This is a genomic window from Streptomyces lomondensis (assembly GCF_014651035.1).
GTDB lineage: Bacteria > Actinomycetota > Actinomycetes > Streptomycetales > Streptomycetaceae > Streptomyces > Streptomyces lomondensis.
Window position 1 is genome coordinate 468,045 of the sequence record NZ_BMWC01000003.1, and the last position, 17,283, is coordinate 485,327.

The 17,283-nt window shown below is 72.7% G+C and carries 17 protein-coding genes, 1 tRNA gene and 2 pseudogenes; 10 read left to right on the plus strand and 10 right to left on the minus strand.

Features of this window, described 5'->3' with window-relative positions:
• The first annotated feature begins 43 nt into the window (after nt 1–43).
• From IE255_RS13575 to IE255_RS13600, 6 genes are read left to right on the plus strand one after another with little or no spacing between them, the layout of a single operon-like run.
• Nucleotides 44–1,381 carry a M24 family metallopeptidase gene (locus tag IE255_RS13575; protein WP_190050480.1) on the plus strand — a complete coding sequence of 446 codons (1,338 nt, stop codon included), beginning with the start codon at nt 44–46 and terminating at the stop codon, nt 1,379–1,381.
• Complete coding sequence (locus IE255_RS13580) at nt 1,381–2,358, plus strand: thiamine pyrophosphate-dependent dehydrogenase E1 component subunit alpha (RefSeq protein ID WP_190050481.1); 978 nt, start codon at nt 1,381–1,383, stop codon at nt 2,356–2,358. Before IE255_RS13575 ends, IE255_RS13580 begins: the two co-directional genes overlap by 1 nt.
• Complete coding sequence (locus IE255_RS13585; protein WP_190050482.1) at nt 2,346–3,326, plus strand: alpha-ketoacid dehydrogenase subunit beta; 981 nt, start codon at nt 2,346–2,348, stop codon at nt 3,324–3,326. The genes IE255_RS13580 and IE255_RS13585 overlap by 13 nt, the downstream gene beginning before the upstream one ends.
• A gap of 22 nt (nt 3,327–3,348) precedes the next feature.
• On the plus strand, nt 3,349–4,710 hold the full coding sequence (locus IE255_RS13590; RefSeq protein ID WP_190050483.1) for an amidohydrolase family protein: 1,362 nt from the start codon (nt 3,349–3,351) through the stop codon (nt 4,708–4,710).
• On the plus strand, nt 4,707–5,588 hold the full coding sequence (locus IE255_RS13595) for a cupin domain-containing protein (protein ID WP_190050484.1): 882 nt from the start codon (nt 4,707–4,709) through the stop codon (nt 5,586–5,588). Before IE255_RS13590 ends, IE255_RS13595 begins: the two co-directional genes overlap by 4 nt.
• The gene (locus tag IE255_RS13600) at nt 5,585–6,274 is read left to right on the plus strand and encodes an SDR family oxidoreductase (RefSeq protein WP_190050485.1); all 690 of its coding nucleotides are present in this window, start codon (nt 5,585–5,587) and stop codon (nt 6,272–6,274) included. Before IE255_RS13595 ends, IE255_RS13600 begins: the two co-directional genes overlap by 4 nt.
• A gap of 18 nt (nt 6,275–6,292) precedes the next feature.
• On the opposite strand, the gene IE255_RS13605 is transcribed toward IE255_RS13600, so the two are convergent.
• From IE255_RS13605 to IE255_RS13620, 4 genes and pseudogenes are all read right to left on the minus strand, one after another.
• Nucleotides 6,293–6,940, minus strand: coding sequence for an HhH-GDP family DNA glycosylase (locus IE255_RS13605; RefSeq protein WP_190050486.1), 648 nt, complete (start codon nt 6,938–6,940; stop codon nt 6,293–6,295).
• Between the two features lie 2 nt (nt 6,941–6,942).
• Nucleotides 6,943–7,287 carry a DUF3140 domain-containing protein gene (locus IE255_RS13610; protein ID WP_190050487.1) on the minus strand — a complete coding sequence of 115 codons (345 nt, stop codon included), beginning with the start codon at nt 7,285–7,287 and terminating at the stop codon, nt 6,943–6,945.
• A gap of 33 nt (nt 7,288–7,320) precedes the next feature.
• Nucleotides 7,321–7,801 (minus strand): annotated as a pseudogene (locus tag IE255_RS13615) (Dps family protein).
• On the minus strand, nt 7,798–8,055 hold the full coding sequence (locus IE255_RS13620) for a WhiB family transcriptional regulator (protein WP_190050488.1): 258 nt from the start codon (nt 8,053–8,055) through the stop codon (nt 7,798–7,800). Before IE255_RS13620 ends, IE255_RS13615 begins: the two are co-directional and overlap by 4 nt.
• Before the next feature lie 196 nt (nt 8,056–8,251).
• Between IE255_RS13620 and IE255_RS13625 the strand changes: the two genes are divergently transcribed.
• Nucleotides 8,252–9,439, plus strand: coding sequence for a thiolase family protein (locus tag IE255_RS13625; RefSeq protein ID WP_190050489.1), 1,188 nt, complete (start codon nt 8,252–8,254; stop codon nt 9,437–9,439).
• Nucleotides 9,440–9,512: 73 nt separating this feature from the next.
• Nucleotides 9,513–10,286 (plus strand): sulfite exporter TauE/SafE family protein, encoded by a 774-nt coding sequence (locus tag IE255_RS13630; protein WP_190050490.1) that lies wholly within the window; start codon nt 9,513–9,515, stop codon nt 10,284–10,286.
• On the opposite strand, the gene IE255_RS13635 is transcribed toward IE255_RS13630, so the two are convergent.
• Complete coding sequence (locus tag IE255_RS13635; protein ID WP_190050491.1) at nt 10,272–11,072, minus strand: HAD-IIA family hydrolase; 801 nt, start codon at nt 11,070–11,072, stop codon at nt 10,272–10,274. The genes IE255_RS13630 and IE255_RS13635 overlap by 15 nt on opposite strands.
• Before the next feature lie 89 nt (nt 11,073–11,161).
• Between IE255_RS13635 and IE255_RS13640 the strand changes: the two genes are divergently transcribed.
• The gene (locus tag IE255_RS13640; RefSeq protein WP_190050492.1) at nt 11,162–11,902 is read left to right on the plus strand and encodes a cobalt-precorrin-6A reductase; all 741 of its coding nucleotides are present in this window, start codon (nt 11,162–11,164) and stop codon (nt 11,900–11,902) included.
• Between the two features lie 64 nt (nt 11,903–11,966).
• Here IE255_RS13640 and IE255_RS13645 read toward each other — a convergent pair.
• The 3 genes and pseudogenes from IE255_RS13645 to IE255_RS13655 all read right to left on the minus strand — a co-directional run bounded on the left by IE255_RS13645 (nt 11,967) and on the right by IE255_RS13655 (nt 14,875).
• Nucleotides 11,967–13,381: pseudogene (locus IE255_RS13645) on the minus strand (MFS transporter).
• 81 nt (nt 13,382–13,462) lie between these two features.
• Entirely contained in the window at nt 13,463–14,233 is a 771-nt protein-coding gene (cobF, locus tag IE255_RS13650) for a precorrin-6A synthase (deacetylating) (protein ID WP_190050493.1), read from the minus strand.
• Nucleotides 14,234–14,332: 99 nt separating this feature from the next.
• Nucleotides 14,333–14,875: a DUF309 domain-containing protein gene (locus IE255_RS13655; protein ID WP_190050494.1), complete on the minus strand. Its 543-nt coding sequence runs from the start codon at nt 14,873–14,875 to the stop codon at nt 14,333–14,335.
• 96 nt (nt 14,876–14,971) lie between these two features.
• Between IE255_RS13655 and IE255_RS13660 the strand changes: the two genes are divergently transcribed.
• Nucleotides 14,972–15,045 (plus strand) — tRNA-Pro (locus IE255_RS13660).
• An 87-nt stretch (nt 15,046–15,132) separates the two neighbouring features.
• Here IE255_RS13660 and IE255_RS13665 read toward each other — a convergent pair.
• Complete coding sequence (locus IE255_RS13665; protein WP_190050495.1) at nt 15,133–15,966, minus strand: RNA methyltransferase; 834 nt, start codon at nt 15,964–15,966, stop codon at nt 15,133–15,135.
• Nucleotides 15,967–16,086: 120 nt separating this feature from the next.
• Nucleotides 16,087–17,277: an FAD-dependent monooxygenase gene (locus tag IE255_RS13670; RefSeq protein ID WP_190050496.1), complete on the minus strand. Its 1,191-nt coding sequence runs from the start codon at nt 17,275–17,277 to the stop codon at nt 16,087–16,089.
• Nucleotides 17,278–17,283 lie beyond the last annotated feature (6 nt).

A 17,283-nucleotide genomic window follows, 5' to 3' on the forward strand; every position in this document is an offset into this window, starting at 1 on the left:
CCCGTACTACCCGGGCGTTCACTCCGAAGTGGGGGTGGTCGCCATGGCGATCCACACATACGGACCCAACGCCGTCGACTGGGAAGAGCGCATCGACCTGGACCGGCTGCGCGGGCAGCGGCTGGCCCGGCTGCGCGAGTCCCTGAACCGCTCCGAGCTGGGCGCCGTGCTCAGCTTCGACTTCGCCAACATCCGCTATATGACGGCCACCCACATCGGTACCTGGGCGATGGACAAGCTGATCCGCTTCGCCCTGCTGGTACGCGGCGGCGAACCGGTCGTCTGGGACTTCGGCTCCGCCGCCCGCCACCACCAGCTGTACAACCCGTGGCTCGACTACAGCGACGGCAAGGGCGGCCCGCCCACCGGCGCCCGCGCCGGCATCTCGACCCTGCGCGGGGCCTTCCACCCGGACGCGGGCATCGCCGAGGACGTCGCCGCGAAGATCGCCGCCGAGCTGCGCGACCACGGGCTCGCCGGCGAACCGCTCGGCGTCGACGTCGCCGAGATGCCGGTCCTCGCCGCGCTGCGCGCCGAGGGCATCGACGTCGTCGACGGGCAGCAGGTGTTCCTGGAGGCCCGCCGCATCAAGACCGGCGACGAGATCGCCCTGCTCACCCAGGCCTGCGCGATGGTCGACGCGGCCTACGAGGAGCTGTACGGCCACCTGCGGCCCGGTGTGCGTGAGAACGAGTGCGTGGGCGTGGTCAGCAAGGTGCTGTACGACCTCGGCAGCGAGTACGTGGAGGGCGTCAACGCCATCTCGGGCGAGCGCTGTTCACCGCATCCGCACGTCTACAGCGACCGGCTGATCCGCCCCGGCGACCCCGCCTTCTTCGACATCCTGCACAGCCACCTCGGCTACCGCACCTGCTACTACCGGACCTTCGCCGTGGGCAGCGCCTCCCGCGCGCAGCGGGACGCCTATGTGCGCTGCCGCCAGTACATGGACGAGGCGATCGCCCTCGTCCGGCCGGGGGCCACCACCGCCGACATCGTCCGGGTGTGGCCGCGCGCCGAGGAGTTCGGCTTCGCCGACGAGACCGCCGCCTTCGCCCTCCAGTACGGCCACGGCGTCGGCTTGTCGATCTGGGAGAAGCCGATCTTCAGCCGCCTGGTCTCCCTCGACCACCCCGAAGTCCTCGAAGAGGGCATGGTGTTCGCCCTGGAGACGTACTGGCCGGCCGCCGACGGCTGGTCCGCCGCCCGGATCGAGGAGGAACTGGTCGTCACCGCCGACGGCTGCGAGGTCATCACCAAGTTCCCGGCGGAGGAACTGCTGGTGGCGGGCCGCAAGTACTGGACGGTGGGCGGCGAGCTGAACACCCGGCGCGAGGCGCAGTCCCACCTCAACACCTCGCGTGGCAACGGGGCGGACTGATGGACACCGCCGAACTCCTCGCCTGCTACGAGCAGATGGCCCTCATCCGCCGTACGGAGAAGGCCGCCCACGACCTGTTCCTCCAGGGCCTGGTGAAGGGCACCACCCATCTCGCCGCCGGACAGGAGGCGATCGCCGTGGGCGCGAGCGCCGCCCTGCGCCCGGACGACTATGTGTTCGCCACCTATAGGGGCCACCACCATGCCCTCGCCCGGGGCGCCACCCCCGAGGAGTGCCTCGCCGAGCTGATGAGCCGGGCGACCGGGCTGTGCCGGGCCAAGGGCGGCTCCATGCACCTGACCAAGGCGGCCACCGGCATGCTCGGCTCGTACGCCATCGTCGGCGCGCACCTGCCGATGGCGGTCGGCGCGGCCTGGTCGGCCCGGCTGCGCGGCACGGAGCAGCTCGCGGTGGCGTTCTTCGGTGACGGCGCGACCAACATCGGCGCCTTCCACGAGTCGCTCAATCTGGCCGCCGTGTGGAAGCTGCCGGTGCTGTTCGTCTGCGAGAACAACCTGTACATGGAGTACACGCCGATCGCCGACGTCACGGCCGTCCCCCGGCCCGCCGCCGACCGGGCACCCGCCCACGGCATCCCGGGCGAGGTCGTCGACGGCAACGACGTCGTTGCCGTCGAGGAGGCGGTGGCCCGGCTCGCGCGCCGGGCCCGGGCCGGAGACGGGCCCGCCGTGCTGGAGGCCGAGACCTACCGGCACTTCGGGCACAGCCGCGCCGACCCGGCGGCCTACCGCCCGGCCGAGGAGGTCGAGCGGTGGCTCGAGCACGACCCGCTGGACCTGGCGCGGGGGCGGCTCGCCGAGCTGGGGGTCGGGGAGGGGACGGTCGCTGAGGCCGACGCGCGGGCCCGGGCCGTCGTGGAGCGGGCCGTCGAGGCGGCCAAGGCCGCGCCGGCGCCCGATCCGCGGGAGGCGCTGACCGACGTGTGGGCGGACGGAGGTGCCGCATGGCGGACGTGATCACCTACCGGGAGGCGGTCGCCGAGGGCATCGCACGCGAGATGCGCCGGGACGCGTCGGTGGTGTGCCTCGGGGAGGACATCGGCGCGGCCGGCGGGGTGTTCAAGACGACCACGGGGCTGCTGAAGGAGTTCGGGCCCGAGCGGGTGTGGGACACGCCCATATCCGAACAGGCCATTGTGGGCGCGGCGATGGGCGCCGCGATGACGGGGATGCGGCCCGTCGCGGAGGTCATGTTCTCCGACTTCATGGCCTGCTGCTGGGACTACCTCGCCAACGAGATCCCCAAGGTCCGCTACATGACCGGCGGCCAGGTGACCGTGCCCCTCGTCGTGCGCACCGCCAACGGCGGCGGACTCGGCTTCGGCGCCCAGCACTCCCAGGCCACCGAGAACTGGGTGCTGACCGTGCCGGGCCTGAAGATCGCGGCACCGGCCACGCCGGCCGACGTCATCGGCATGATGGCGGCGGCGATCCGCAGCGAGGACCCCGTGGTCTTCTTCGAGCACAAGGGACTCCTCGCGACCAAGGGGGCACCGCCACCGCCCGGTCATGTCGTCGAACTGGGCCGGGCCGCCGTCGTCCGCGAGGGCGGGGACGTCACGCTCGTCGCCCTGGCCTCGATGGTGCCGCTGGCCCTGAAGGCCGCCGACGTGCTGTCGGGGGAGGGGATCGAGGCGGAGGTGGTCGACCTGCGCTGCCTGGTCCCGCTGGATGCCGCGACCGTCCTCGCCTCCCTGGGCAGGACCTCGCGGCTCGTCACCGTCGAGGAGAACCCGTACCAGGGCGGCTGGGGCGCCACCGTCGTCTCCGTCGTCGCCGACGAGGGCTTCGGCCTGCTGGACGCGCCCGTGCGGCGGGTGGCGGGGGAGTGCGTCCCGCTGCCGTTCGCCGACGCGCTGGAGGAGCAGGTCATCCCCACCGTAGAGAAGGTCGTGGCGGCGGTCCGGAGCCTCGCCGCGTATTGAACACCCCATGGAGGGAAGCGCGATGACCCATCGGATACTCCTTCGCGCCGGACACGTCCTGTCGATGGACCCCGTCATCGGCGACCTGCCGAGGGGTGACGTCCTCGTCGAGGACGGCCGGATCGCGGCCGTCGAGCCCGAGATCAGCGCCGACGCCGAGGTCCTCGACATGAGCGGCCGCATCCTGATCCCCGGCTTCGTCGACACCCATCGCCACACCTGGGAGGCCCCGATCCGGGGCGTCGCACCCGACGCGACCCTCGACGACTACTTCGTCGACATCCTCGACACCTTCGCACCCCTGTACACCCCGGATGACGTCTACGCGGGCAACCTCGCGGGCGCGCTGGAGTGCCTCAACGCCGGCATCACCACGCTCGTGGACTGGTCGCACATCAACAACACCCCCGAGCACCCGGACGCCGCGATCCAGGCCCTGGCGGAGAGCGGCATCCGCGCGCAGTACGCGTACGGCAGTGCCAACACCTCCCTCGCCGACTACTGGTTCGAGTCCAGGATCGCGATCCCGGCGGACGACGTACGGCGGATCCGGTCGGCGCACTTCGCCTCCGGCGAGGGCCTGCTGACCATGGCCCTCGCCACCCGCGGCCCGGGCTTCTGCGTCGACGAGGTCGTCACCGCCGAGTGGGCGCTCGCCCGCGAACTCGGCCTCCCGATCACCGTGCACGTGGCCATGGGACGGCTCGCCGGCCGCTTCGGCATGGTCAAGCGGCTCCACGGCCTGGGGCTCCTCGGCCCGGACACCACCTACGTCCACTGCTGCTACCTCAGCGAGGAGGAGTGGCGGATGGTCGCCGACAGCGGCGGCACGGTGTCGATCGCGCCGCAGGTGGAGACCCAGATGGGGCACGGCTGGCCGCCCGTGATGCAGGCCATCGAGCACGGTCTGCGGCCCTCGCTCAGCATCGACGTCGTCACGACCGTGCCCGGCGACATGTTCACCCAGATCCGCGCGGCCTTCGGCGCCGAACGCGCCCGCGTCAACGCCGACTGCTGGCAGGCCAACATGCCGGTGCCCGACACCATGCTGACAGCACGTCAGATGCTGGAGATCGCCACCGTCAACGGCGCCCATGTCGCCGGACTGGAGGACCGCACCGGCTCCCTCACCCCCGGCAAGCGCGCCGACATCGTCGCGATCGACGCCACCGCGCCCAACGTCGCCCCCGTGCACGACGCGGCGGCCGCGGTGACCCTGTGCGCCGACGTGTCGAACGTGGACACCGTCCTCGTCGACGGCGTGATCCGCAAGCGCGACGGACGGCTGCTCGCCGACACCGCACGCGCGCTGCGGCTCGTCGAGGAGTCCCGCGACCGGCTCCTCGCGGCGAAGGAGGAGAAGGAGGCGAAGGCCACGGCATGACGAACCACCTGGTGCGCCGCGCCGCCGACCTGCCCGAGCCGCCGTACGACGGCCACGGCCACCGGCGGCGGACGCTGGTCGGCGAGGACGACGGCAGCGTGCACACCGGCTTCGGCCTGTGCGAACTGCGGCCGGACGGCCGTGTCCCCGCCCATGTGCACTCGTACGAGGAGACCTTCCACGTCCTGGCCGGGGCGGCGTTCCTCGACGTGCCCGAGGGGTCGTACCTCCTGGCGGAGGGCGACTACGGCCTGCTGCCGATCGGTGTGCCGCACGCCTGGCGCGGTGCCGGGGACACCGGCGGCCGCTGGGCGGACATGCGGGCCCCGGTCCCGCGGGCCCGCTACGGCTACGACACCCAGGCGGTGCCCGACCTGCCCGCCCGCGATCCGGTCCGCATCGACGTCCGCGACCCGCGCACCCGCTCCTTCGGCCATTTCGAGCCCGGCCAGATGGACCCGGGCAAGCAGTCCCAGGACCTGCTGGCCGTCACCGCGAGCATGCGCACCGCGCTGCTGGTCTACAGCGGCATCACCGTGAAGATGATGGTCGACAGCGACCTGGGCGCGGTGGGCTCGACGATGTTCATGGTGCAGTACGCGTCCGACGGGGTCATCGGCACCCACGACCACCCCTTCGAGGAGACGTATCTGATCCTCGAAGGGGTGGCGGAGGCCACCCTCGACGGCGAGCGGTACCGGCTGGAGTCCGGCGACCTCGCGTGGGCGGGCGCCGGGTGCGTGCATGGGTTCGTCAACGCCGGGCAGGCGCCCCTGCGGTGGTTGGAGACGCAGGCGCCGCAGCCGCCGCCGCGGCACGCGTACCGGTTCACGCGGGACTGGGACTACCTGCGTGCGGCACTGGAGGAGGGGTCATGAGCAGGGTGCTCGTCGTCGGCGGCACGTCCGGGATCGGCCTGGAGTTCGCCCGTGCGCGTGCCGGGCGCGGGGACGACGTGGTCCTCACCAGCCGGGACGCCCACCGGGCCGAGGCGGTCGCGAAGGAGGTCGGCGCGCGGGGGCTCGCCCTCGACCTGGCCCGCCCGCTGGAGATCGCGGCGGCGCTGGCCGACGTGGGGCGCGTGGACCACCTGGTCATCGCGGGCGTCTCCCGGGACGACAACAAGGTGACCGAGTACGACATCAATGCCGCCCTGAGCCTGGTCACCCTCAAGCTCGTCGGCTACACCGAGGTCGTGCACGCGCTGCGCACCCGGCTGCACGACGGCAGTGCCATCGTGCTGTTCGGCGGCCAGGCCAAGGAGCGCCCCTACCCGGGCGCGACGACGGTCGCGACGGTCAACGCGGGGATTCGGGGCCTGATGAACTCCCTCGCCGTCGAACTCGCGCCCGTCCGGGTCAATGTCGTGCACCCGGGTGTCGTCGGCGACAGCCCGTACTGGCTGGCCAAACCGGAGAAGGTGCTCACCGCGCTGCGCACCGAGACGCCCACCGGGCGGCTCGCCACGATGGCGGACGTGGTGGACGCGGTCGACTTCCTGCTGCGCAACCAGTCGGTCAACGCGGTCGAACTGACCGTGGACGGGGGATGGTTGCTCGGGTGAGCGCGTCCTCGGTGGCCGTCACCCGGCACGCCGGAGCGTGTCCTCGGCGACCTCCTTGTCCACCGCCGCCCGCACCAGCGCGGCGGCGAGGACGGCCGGGTCGGTCCTCCCGGCCAGCTGTACGAGGCGCTCCGGGTCCTTCGGCAGCTTCAGCCGCTCGGCGCCCTGGAGGGCCTTGGCGTCCAGGTAGGGCGCGGCCTCCGGCCAGACGCTCTGCGCCTCCCGCAGGAAGATGTCGGCACCGGCCGGTCCGATGCCGGGGAACTCCTGGAGCAGATGGCGCAGTTCGGTCAGCTTGCCGTCCGCCTTCCGGCGCAGCCGCCGCAGGTCACCGCCCCAGCGCTCGTTCAGCAGCTCGGCGGCGTCGCCGAGCTGGGTGGCGGTGCGTTCGTCGTAGCGCCGGTAGCCGCCCCGGCCGAGGGCGTCCACCCGTTCCTGCCAGTCGGCCTCGGCCATCCGGCGCGGATCGCGCAGCCCCGCCTCGTGCAGGGCACGGGCGGTGGCGAGCGCGATCGACCCGCGGATGCGGGCACTGAGCAGGTGGGACAGCACCAGCAGCCGGTAGAGCGGCTGCGGTGTGTCCTTCAGCCGGATGCCCGCCTCGTCGGCGTAGGTCCGGCCGTGCGCGTCGAGGAGTTCGCGTACGACGCGCTCCTGGCGGTCCACGGCTATCCCTTCAGGGGATCGTGGCCGAGCGTCATCAGCCGGTGCCGGCGGCGGGTGTCCTCGGCGGTCACCTCAGGCAGCGGCTCGTCCTCCAGGTCCACCTGCGAGGTGACCCTGTCCACGACGCTCCGCATCACCCGCAGGTCGTCCTCGGTCAGGTCGGTACGCCGCTTCTGCAGGATCGCCAGGACGTGCTGTCCGGTCTGCGTGCCCGCCTGCTCCGGCAGCGGCTCCGCGTCCTCGTCGGCGTCGCGCATCCGCAACCAGGCCGCGAGCTCCTGCGAGGTCATGTTCACCACGCGGTGGAAGTCCTCCCACAGCGCGTCGAGTTCAAGGGCGTCGGTCATCACATGCCCCTTTCTTGCGTACGTGCGCGCCGGTCAGCCCTCGCGGGGGAAGTTCTCCGCGTCGAACATCCAGCGCTGCTTCTCCAGCTCCGCGGTGATGCCGATCAGCAGGTCCTGGGTGACCAGGTCGGCCTTCTCGGTCGCGTCGATGCGCTCGCGCAGCCGGGCGATCGCGTCCTGGAGCGACTCCGCCATCACCTGCACGGCGTCCGAGTCGCGCACCCAGCCCTCCTTCGGGGCAGGCAGCGTGAAGGCCTTCGCGACGGTCTCCGGCCGGCCGTCCGGCGGGACACCGAGCGCCGCGGACCGCTCCGCCACCGTGTCGGCGAAGTTCCGCGCGGCCGAGACCACCTCGTCGAGCTGGAGGTGGATGGACCGGAAGCGCGGGCCGACGACGTTCCAGTGCGCCTGCTTCCCGATCAGCGAGAGTCCGAGCAGATCCACCAATGTGTCCTGGAGTGCCTCGCAGGACCCGGCGGGCCTCCTCGGGCAGCGTGCTCCTGACAGCCGTCATAGGGCGCTTCTCCTTCTCGCGTCGTTCGTCGTGCTCCTGAGCAGTGCGTCGCGATCCTCCTCGCAGGTGCCGCCCCAGACACCCGAGGCCTGCCCGTTGCTCAGGGCGAAGCTCAGGCAGTCGTCGGTCACCGGGCAGCGCGCGCAGATCCGCTTGGCGGCCGTGACGTCCCGCAGGGCGGGGCCCGCGGTGCCCACGGGAAAGAACAGTTCGGGGTCCTCGTCCACGCAGGCGGCGCTCCGCAACCACTCCATGACCGCGCGGGTGCCCAGGGCGCACTGGTGCAAACGCGGCCCGCGACGGGTGCGGACCGGTCCTGGCATACCGTCCCGGCCTGCGATAACGCCCTGGCGGCAGTCCCAGGCCCACGAAATCTTCCCAGCGGCAGGGCAAGGGGCTATAGTCCGAAACTAGCAGTGCTAATTATGTGCGGTGTGAGGAGCCCCTCCCATGCGTCCCGTCCACTTCGCGGCCGCCCGCCGCACCCCCATCGGCAAGCTGCGGGGATCCCTCTCCCCGGTGCGGCCCGACGACCTCGCCGCGACCGTCGTCCGCGCCCTGGTCGCCGGGGTGCCCGGGCTCGACCCGGCCCGGGTCGACGACGTCTACTGGGGCGCCGCCAACCAGGCCGGCGAGGACAACCGCAACGTCGCCCGCATGGCCGCGCTGCTCGCCGGCCTCCCCGAGTCCGTCCCCGGCGCCACGGTCAACCGCCTCTGCGCCTCCGGCCTGGAGGCCGTGACGACGGCCGCCCGCACCATCGCCGCCGGCGAGGCCGACATCGTGATCGCGGGCGGCTCCGAGTCGATGAGCCGCGCCCCCTTCGTCCTGCCCCGCCCCGACGAGGCCCTGCCGCACCGCGTCGAAACCGCCGACACGCGCCTGGGCTGGCGCCTGGTCAACCCGGCGATGGAGGACCTCCACGGCCTGCTGTCCATGGGCGAGACGGCCGAGGAGGTCGCCGCGCGCTACGGCATCCCGCGCGAACGCCAGGACGACTTCGCCCTGCGCAGCCACCAGCGGGCCGCCCTGGCCCGCAAGAACGGCCACTTCGACGACGAACTCCTGCCCGTGGAACGCCCCGACGGCGTGGTCGTCGACACCGACGAGTGCGTCCGCGAGGACACCTCGTACGAGAAGCTGTCCCGGCTCAGGCCGGTCTTCCGCGAAGGCGGCACGGTCACCGCGGGCAACGCCTCCCCGATGAACGACGGCGCCGCCGGCCTCCTGCTGGTCAGCGAGGACGCCCTGAACGACCTCGGCCTGGAGTCCCTCGGCCGCTACGTCGCCGGCGCCTCGGCCGGTGTCCACCCCGACGTGATGGGCATCGGCCCGGTCCCCGCCACCCGCAAGGTGCTCGCCCGCGCCGGCTGGAGCATCGGCGACCTGGAGGAGGCCGAGTTCAACGAGGCCTTCGCCGCCCAGGCCCTGGCCTGCGTCGACCAGCTCGGCATCGACCCCGACCTGGTCAACCCGAGCGGCGGCGCCATCGCCCTCGGCCACCCCCTGGGCTGCTCGGGCGCGCGCATCCTGACCACGCTGCTGCACCGGATGCGGCGCACGGGAGCGGGCAGGGGGCTGGCGACGATGTGCGTCGGGGTCGGGCAGGGGAGCGCGGTCCTCGTCGAACGGCACTAGCGGAGCCCCCGGGGCTCACCAGGCGAGACGCCGCTTACCCCACCTGTTCGTTGCATATAGCATCAGTGTTCGCATGAACACCATGACGCTCTGGCACATCACCGGCTGGGAGTTCGCCGCCCTCGCCTTCGCGGCCCTGCTCGTCGGCTTCTCCAAGACCGCCGTGAGCGGGGCCAACACGGTCAGCCTCGCCATCTTCGCCGCGGTGCTGCCCGCCCGGGCCTCCACCGGCGTGCTGCTGCCGGTCCTGATCGCCGGGGACCTGCTCGCCGTCGCCACCTACCGGCGGCACGCCCACTGGCCCACCCTGTGGCGGCTGTTCCCGGCGGTCGCCGCGGGCGTCGTCGTCGGCACGGTGTTCCTGATGTGGGCGGACGACGCGATCGTCCGGACCTCGATCGGCGCGATCCTGCTGCTGATGGCGGCCGTGACGGTGTGGCGCAGGCGCGCGGCGGACGCGGAGCGGGAGCCGGAGTCGGTCACCACCCGGGCCGGCCGCCTCAAGGCCCGCTCGTACGGCGTCCTCGGCGGCTTCACCACCATGGTCGCCAACGCCGGCGGCCCGGTGATGTCGATGTACCTGCTGTCGGCGGGCTTCCGCAAGCTCGGCTTCCTCGGCACGTCGGCCTTCTTCTTCCTGATCGTCAACGTCTCCAAGCTGCCCTTCAGCGCCGGACTCGGCCTGATCGACGGCCGCTCTCTCCTCCTCGACCTGGCGCTCGTGGCCTTCGTCGTGCCCGGCGCGCTGTTCGGCAAGTGGGCGGTGCACAAGATCAACCAACGGCTGTTCGAGCAGCTGGTCATCGCGGCGACGGTCGTCGGCGGCCTGCAACTACTGCTGCCCTGAACCCCGCAGCAGCGCCGGAAGGTCCGCGAAGGAGTCGATCACATGGTCGGGCGTGCCGTCGGCGGCCCGGAGCGTCTCCTCCTGGAACTTCCCGGTCCGCACCAGGACACCGGTGACTCCGGCCCGCTGCGCCGCCAGCACGTCCGACTCGACGTCGTCCCCGACCATCACGGCCTGGTCCGCACCGGCGCCGAGCCGGGCGAGCGCCGCCTCGAAGAACGCCCGGGCCGGCTTGCCGGTGATCTCGGCCTCCACCCGGGCGGCCTGCTCCAGCCCGGCCAGGAACGCGCCGGAGTCCAGCCGCAGCCCCTCGGCCGTACGCCAGTACAGGTTGCGGTGCATCGCCACCAGCCGGGCCCCGCGCTGAAGCTGCCCGAAGGCCCGGTCGAGCGCCTCGTACCCGAACTCGGGACCGGCCCCGCCCACCAGCACGACATCGGGCGCGGCGCCGGTGTCCGCCGGGTCGACGACGGTCACGCCGTCGAGGTCCTCCGCGATGTCGCCGCTGTTCAGCAGCGCGCACCGGGCGCCGGGACAGTGCTCGGCGAGGTACGCGGCGGTGGCGGCGGGCGCGGTCAGGATGTCCTCGGCGGACACCGGGAACCCCGCGTCGGCCAGGGTCCCGGCGATCGCCGCCCGGGTCCGGGAGGTCGTGTTCGTGACCAGCAGGACGGCGAGCCCGGCCTCCCGGATCTCCCGCAACGCCTCCACGGCCCCGGGCAACGGCCGCCACGAGACGGTGAGCACCCCGTCGATGTCGACGAGCACGGCACGCACGGACTCCATGCCAGGACGATAGCGACCATCGGCCTCGCCCGCCGGTGGTACGCACCCACCCCCGTGTCCGCCCCACGGGACCTCGTACGCTCGACGCCGTGTCCTGCCACGTCCTGATCCTCGGCGGTACGGCCGAGGCCCGCGCCCTGGCCGCCGCGCTGTCCGCACGGCCCGGCGTCCGCGTCACCACGTCCCTCGCGGGGCGCGTGGCGCGGCCGGGCGCGCTCGACGGGGAGGTGCGCGTCGGGGGCTTCGGCGGGGCCGAGGGGCTGGCGGGGTGGCTGCGACGGGAGGGCGTGACCGCGCTCGTCGACGCCACGCATCCCTTCGCCGAGTCGATCACGGCCAACGCCGCACGGGCCGCGGCCGCGACCGGCGTACCGGCGGTGGTGCTGCGCCGCCCCGGGTGGCGGCCGGGCCCCGGGGACCTCTGGCACCCGGTCCCCTCACTGGACGCGGCGGCCGGCCTGCTGCCCCGGCTCGGGCGCCGCGTGTTCCTCACCACCGGGCGCCTCGGGCTGGCCTCCTTCGCGCATCTGACGGAACTCCACTTCGTCGCCCGCTCGGTGGATCCGCCCGAGCCGCCGATGCCGCCCGACACGCACGTGCTGCTGGCCCGCGGCCCGTTCACCGTCCCCGGCGAGACGGCCCTGCTGCGCGAGCACCGCATCGACGTCCTGGTGACCAAGGACAGCGGGGGAGCGGCCACGGCGGCCAAACTCACGGCGGCGCGGGACCTGGGCCTGCCGGTCGTCGTCGTACAGCGGCCACCGCTGCCGGACGGCGTGACGGCCGTGCCCGATGTGGCGAGCGCTCTGGAACGGCTGGGGCTCGGGTAGGGCCTTGTCTTGCGCCGAGGGAGGCAGGACGTCGTCGGACCGGCCCTGGGCGGAAGCCGCCCCGTCACGCCGCGCTGGTCGCCAGGACCTTCGCCGGCCTGCTCGGCAGCCCGTGGCTCAGGTCCTCCACCAGCAGCCGTTTCGCGATCGCGTCGACCGCCACCCGCAGGTCGCTGTCCGAGGGGCGGCCGATGTCCTGCCCCAGCCGGTCCTCCAGCCAGGCGGCCCAGGCCCTGCTGATGACGGCGGCCTCGCGGGCGCCCGCCTCCGTGTGCGAGAGCAGGGAGCCGTCCCGGGTCAGGAACCCCTCGTCGACCATCCGCTCGAAGACCGGCAGCAGCACCTCGGGCGGCATCCGGCGCCGCGCGGCGATCAGCCCCAGGCTGGCATGGCCGACCAGCCGCGTGAACAACTCGACCTGCATCACCGCCCACGCACCGGCCACGTCGAGCCGGGTCTCCGACTCCAGGACGATCCGGCGCGTGGTGTCGAGGTCCGTACCGCCGATGATCTTGCCGACGGCGGCCTCCAGCACCCGCCGGGAGTCCGGGCCGTGCGGTGAGGCGAACCCCTCGCCCAGGTCCGTCGACCCCGTCCGCGCGGTGTCCCGCAGCCGACGATGAAGCTCAGCACCGAGCAGACCGTGAACACCGGGTTGGCGAACAGCCGCATGGGCAGCATCGGTTCGCGCGCCCGGGTCTCCACCCGGCAGAACAGGCCGAGCGCCACCACACCGCCCGCGAACAGCGTGATGATCACCCCGGAACCCCACGCGTACTCGTTGCCGCCCCAGCTCGTGGCCAGGATCAGCGCGCTCGCCCCGGTCGCCACGAGCGCGATGCCCAGATAGTCGATGACGGGCCGGGACGCCGACTTCACCACCGGAATGGTCCTGGCCGCCGCCAGGACCACGACGATCGCGATGGGCACGTTGACGTAGAACGCCCACCGCCACGTCAGATGGTCGGTGAACAGCCCGCCCAGCAGCGGCCCGATGACGGTGGACACGCCGAACACCGCGCCGATCGCGCCCTGGTACTTGCCGCGCTCGCGCAGCGGGATCACGTCGGCGATCAGCGCCATCGACGTGACCATCAGCCCGCCCGCGCCGATGCCCTGCATCGCCCGCCAGGCGATCAGCAGCGCCATGTTCGTGGCCAGGCCGCACAGGAACGAGCCCGTGACGAACACGACCGCCGAGACCTGGAAGACCGCCTTGCGGCCGAAGAGATCGCCGAACTTGCCGACCAGCACGGTCGAGACGGTCTCCGCCAGGAGATACGAGGTGACCACCCACGACATGTGATCCGCCCCGCCCAGGTCCGAGACGATGGTCGGCAGGGCGGTGCCGACGATGGTCTGGTCGAGGGCCGCGAGCAGCATCCCCAACATGATCGTCACGAAGACGACGTTGCGGCGACGGGAGTCCAGCACCGGGGGCTGGGAGGCGGGCAGGGCGGTTTCCTCCACGACGGTCACGTCGTCACCTTCACACCTGTGGGCTACGTGCGCATGCCAGAAAGTCCGCACGGGTGCCCGGTGATGCGTGCGCCAGTCGTGTCAGTCGCGGGGCCGCCGGCGCAGCAGATACGTGTCCATGATCCAGCCCTTGCGCTCGCGGGCCTCGGCGCGCAGCCGCTCGATGCGGGGGGCCGCCTCGGCGATCGGGCCGGAGACGAGTATCTCGTCCGGGGTGCCGATGTAGGCGCCCCAGTAGATGTCGACGTCCTCCTGCGCGTACTGCCGGAAGGTCTGGTGGGCGTCCAGCATCACCACCACGTCGTCCACGTCCTCCGGGAAGCCCTCCGCGAGCCGCCGCCCCGTGGTGATCTGCACGGGCCGGGCGACCCGGTTGAGCCCCGTCCGGTGCCGGGCGACGAGCGCCGAGACGCTGCTGATGCCGGGCACGACGTCGTACTCGAACGCCACGGCGCCCCGCTCCAGCACCTCCTGAAGGATCCCCAGCGTGCTGTCGTACAGCGAGGGGTCCCCCCACACCAGGAACGCGCCGGTCTCCTCCTCGCCGAGCTCCTCGGCGATCAGCCGCTCGTAGATGCCCGCGCGGGCGCTGCGCCAGTCCCCGACGGCGGGGGAGTAGGCCGCGCCGCCGGCGCTGCGGTCCCGCTCCGGGTCGCGCGCCTCGACGACCCGGTACGTCCCGTCCGTCAGGTGCGCCTCCAGCATGTCCCGGCGCAGCCCGGTGAGGTCCGCCTTCACCTCGCCCTTGTCCAGGATGAAGAACACGTCCGTGCTCCGCAGCGCCCTGACCGCTTGCAGGGTCAGCTGGTCCGGGTCGCCCGCGCCGATACCGATGACATGAATCTTTCGCACGCCCCGAGTCTGCCGTACACCACTGACAGTCCTACCACCGAGTCCCAGCCTCATCGCGTTCCGCGTCCGGTTCCCGCCGCCGAACGCAACGCCCCGGGCTCAGCGCCCCGCCCCCGCTCCCCGCAGCCGGGGCGCCCGCGCCGCAGCGTCCACGGACCGGCCGGTCCGCTCCACATCCTCGGCCAGGTGCCGTGCCCAGGCGGCGACGGTCTCGACGTCGATGCCGTGCGGCCGTGCCCGCCCGGAGCCGGACACCCACGTCTCGGCCGCACCCGCCCCGCGCCGCAGCAGGCGCGCCCCGCCCATGAGGTTGCCGCGGGCGGCGTGCGTCAGGCCCACGGCGAGCTGCGCGAGGCCGCGCCACAGCTCCCGCTCCTCGTCCGGCCCCGACTTCCACGCGTCCTCGAAGACCTCGTGCGCGTGGAACGGCTTCCCCTCGTCCAGCAGCCGCTGCGCCTCGGCGACGGTCTCCTCCGGGGTGCGGACGACGCCCTCGGGCTGGCGGGGCACGCCGTCCGCGCCGTACGGCAGGGGCCGGCCGAGACCGTCCCGGGGCCGGGCGTTGCGCGCCCGCCCCTCGCTGTCGCGGTCCCGCGCGCCGCCCGGCCGTCCCGTGCTTCCCTCACTGTCTGTGCTGCCCATACGCCGATTGTCCCGCCCGGCCCGCTTTCGGCGCGGCCAGGGGTGTGGGGTAAAGTGCTGTTCGCGCGATCACGCGGTTCACCGCGCGAGGCGCATCGGGACGTGGCGCAGCTTGGTAGCGCACTTGACTGGGGGTCAAGGGGTCGCAGGTTCAAATCCTGTCGTCCCGACTTGCGAAGCAGCAGGTCAGAGGCCGTATCGGAGCATTCCGATACGGCCTCTTGGTCATGTCCGGGGACCAGCGGGGGGCCGAGCGGTCAGCTCCGGGCGCGCTGCTTCGCGAGACGCTGACGGCGTGCCTCGTAGAGAACGACGGAGGCGGCGTTCGACGCGTTCAGGGAGCTGGCCGAGCCCGTCATCGGAATGCTGATCACGTGGTCGCAGAGCTCACGCCAGGCCGCGCTGAGGCCCGCGGTCTCGTTGCCGATCAGCAGCAGGACCGGCTGGGTCAGGTCGAACTCCGAGGCCTCGGCGTCGCCGTTCTCGTCCGTGCCGACGACGGCCACCGGCCGCCCCTGACCGCGCTCCTTCTCCAGCCACTCCATGACCTCGTGGTGAGACTGGCTGCGCACCACGGGCACGGCGAAGAGCGATCCCGTGGAGGCCCGTACCGACTTGGGGTCGTAGGGGTCCGCGGCGTGCCCCGTCACGATGAGCCCGTCGGCACCGAACGCGTCGGCCGACCGCACGATGCTGCCGATGTTGCCGGGCTGCGTCGGCCGGTCGAAGACCAGACCGAGGAAGTCGTCGTGGACCTTGATCCGCGACAGGCTGTCCGGTGCCATCTCGACCACCGCGATGACCTCCGCGGCGCCGTCGGCCTTCTCGCTGAGCTCGGCGAGCAGTTGCGGTGCCATCGCCACGCGTTCGGCACCGACGCGGTGCAGCAGGTCCTCGGCCCATCGGGAGAGCGGGCGGCTCGCGTCGTAGAGCAGCGACCGAACGGTCCAGCCGTGTTCCACGGCCATCGTGATGGGGCGGACGCCCTGGACCAGGAACTCCTTGGCGCGCCCTCGCTTGGTGCGGTTGTTGAGCAGCGTCTGCAGCTGCTGGAAACGGGCATTGCGGGTCGAGATCCGCTGTACCGCCACCCGTCCTCCAAGCCGAAGTCGATCGTTGCGAGCCGTTGCGAGCCCCGTCGTCCCAGGTGGGACACGGCACCGGGCACCCAGCAGGTTACACGCACCGCTCCGGGCGCCTCGACGCGACGATCAAGGCGCCCGGTACCCGTAGAGCCAGTCCAGCCGCCGGTGGTACAGGCGCGGAGCCAGTTTCCCGAGGAGCCACAGCGGCAAGTAGGCGAAGTCGTCGCCCTGGTGGAACCGCTGCCCGTTCCGGCGTGCACCGGCCTGGACGCGTGCGGTGCGCGGTCGCCGTGCCGCGGCGTACGAGCGCAGGGCCCTGGGCACGTCGTCGGTGTGTTGGAGCCGGTGGGCGAGGACCCGGGCGTCCTCGATGGCCATGGTGGCGCCCTGGGCCAGGTAGGGCAGCATGGGATGGCACGCGTCACCGAGGAGCGCGACGCGTCCGTCGGCCCAGTTCTCCAGGGGCTCGCGGTCGAACAGCGCCCAGCGGTAATGGGTGTCCGCCTCGCGGAGGGTGGTGGTGACCGTGGGGTGCCAGCCCTCGAAGTCGGCCAGCGCTTCTTGCCGGGTGCCGCGTTCGGTCCACGACTCGCCCCGCCACTCGTCGCGCTCCACCACGGCCACGAGATTGACCAGTGCCCCGCCGCGGAGCCGGTAGGTGATGGCATGACGTCCGTCGCCCACCCAGAGGCACGCGGTGGGCGGGGGCACGGCCCGCCCCAGACGCTCGACCGGTACGGTGACCCGCCAGGCGACGTGGCCGGTGAACCGGGGCTCGTCGGCCCCCAGCATCTGACCGCGGATCACCGAGTGGATGCCGTCGGCTCCCACGAGCAGGCTGCCGCTGACGCGCCGGCCCGAGTCGAGCGACACCGTGACCCCCTCGGGAGTCTGCTCGTAGCTCCGCACCGTCGACCCGGTGCGGACGGTGATGTCCAGGCCGCTGCCGGCCGTCCCGGTGAGGAGCGCGTCGAGCAGGTCCGCACGGTGGACGTGCAGATAGGGGGCGCCCCACCGCCGTACGGCGGTCTCGGCGAGTTCGATGCGGAACACGTGCCGGCCGGAGCGGCCGAGCCGCATCTCGACCGCCTCGGGATGGAACGCCGTGGGCAGCAGCCCGTCCAGCACGCCGAGAGCGCTCAGCACCCGCACCCCGTTGGGGCTGAGCTGGATGCCCGCGCCGATCTCCCCGATGGCCGCCGCCTGCTCCAGCACCGTCACGCGCCACCCGGTGCGGCCGAGGGCGAGCGCGGCGGCCAGTCCGCCGATCCCGGCCCCGACGACGAGCGCGTGTCCTGACTCCCGGACCGTTTCCATGAGCCC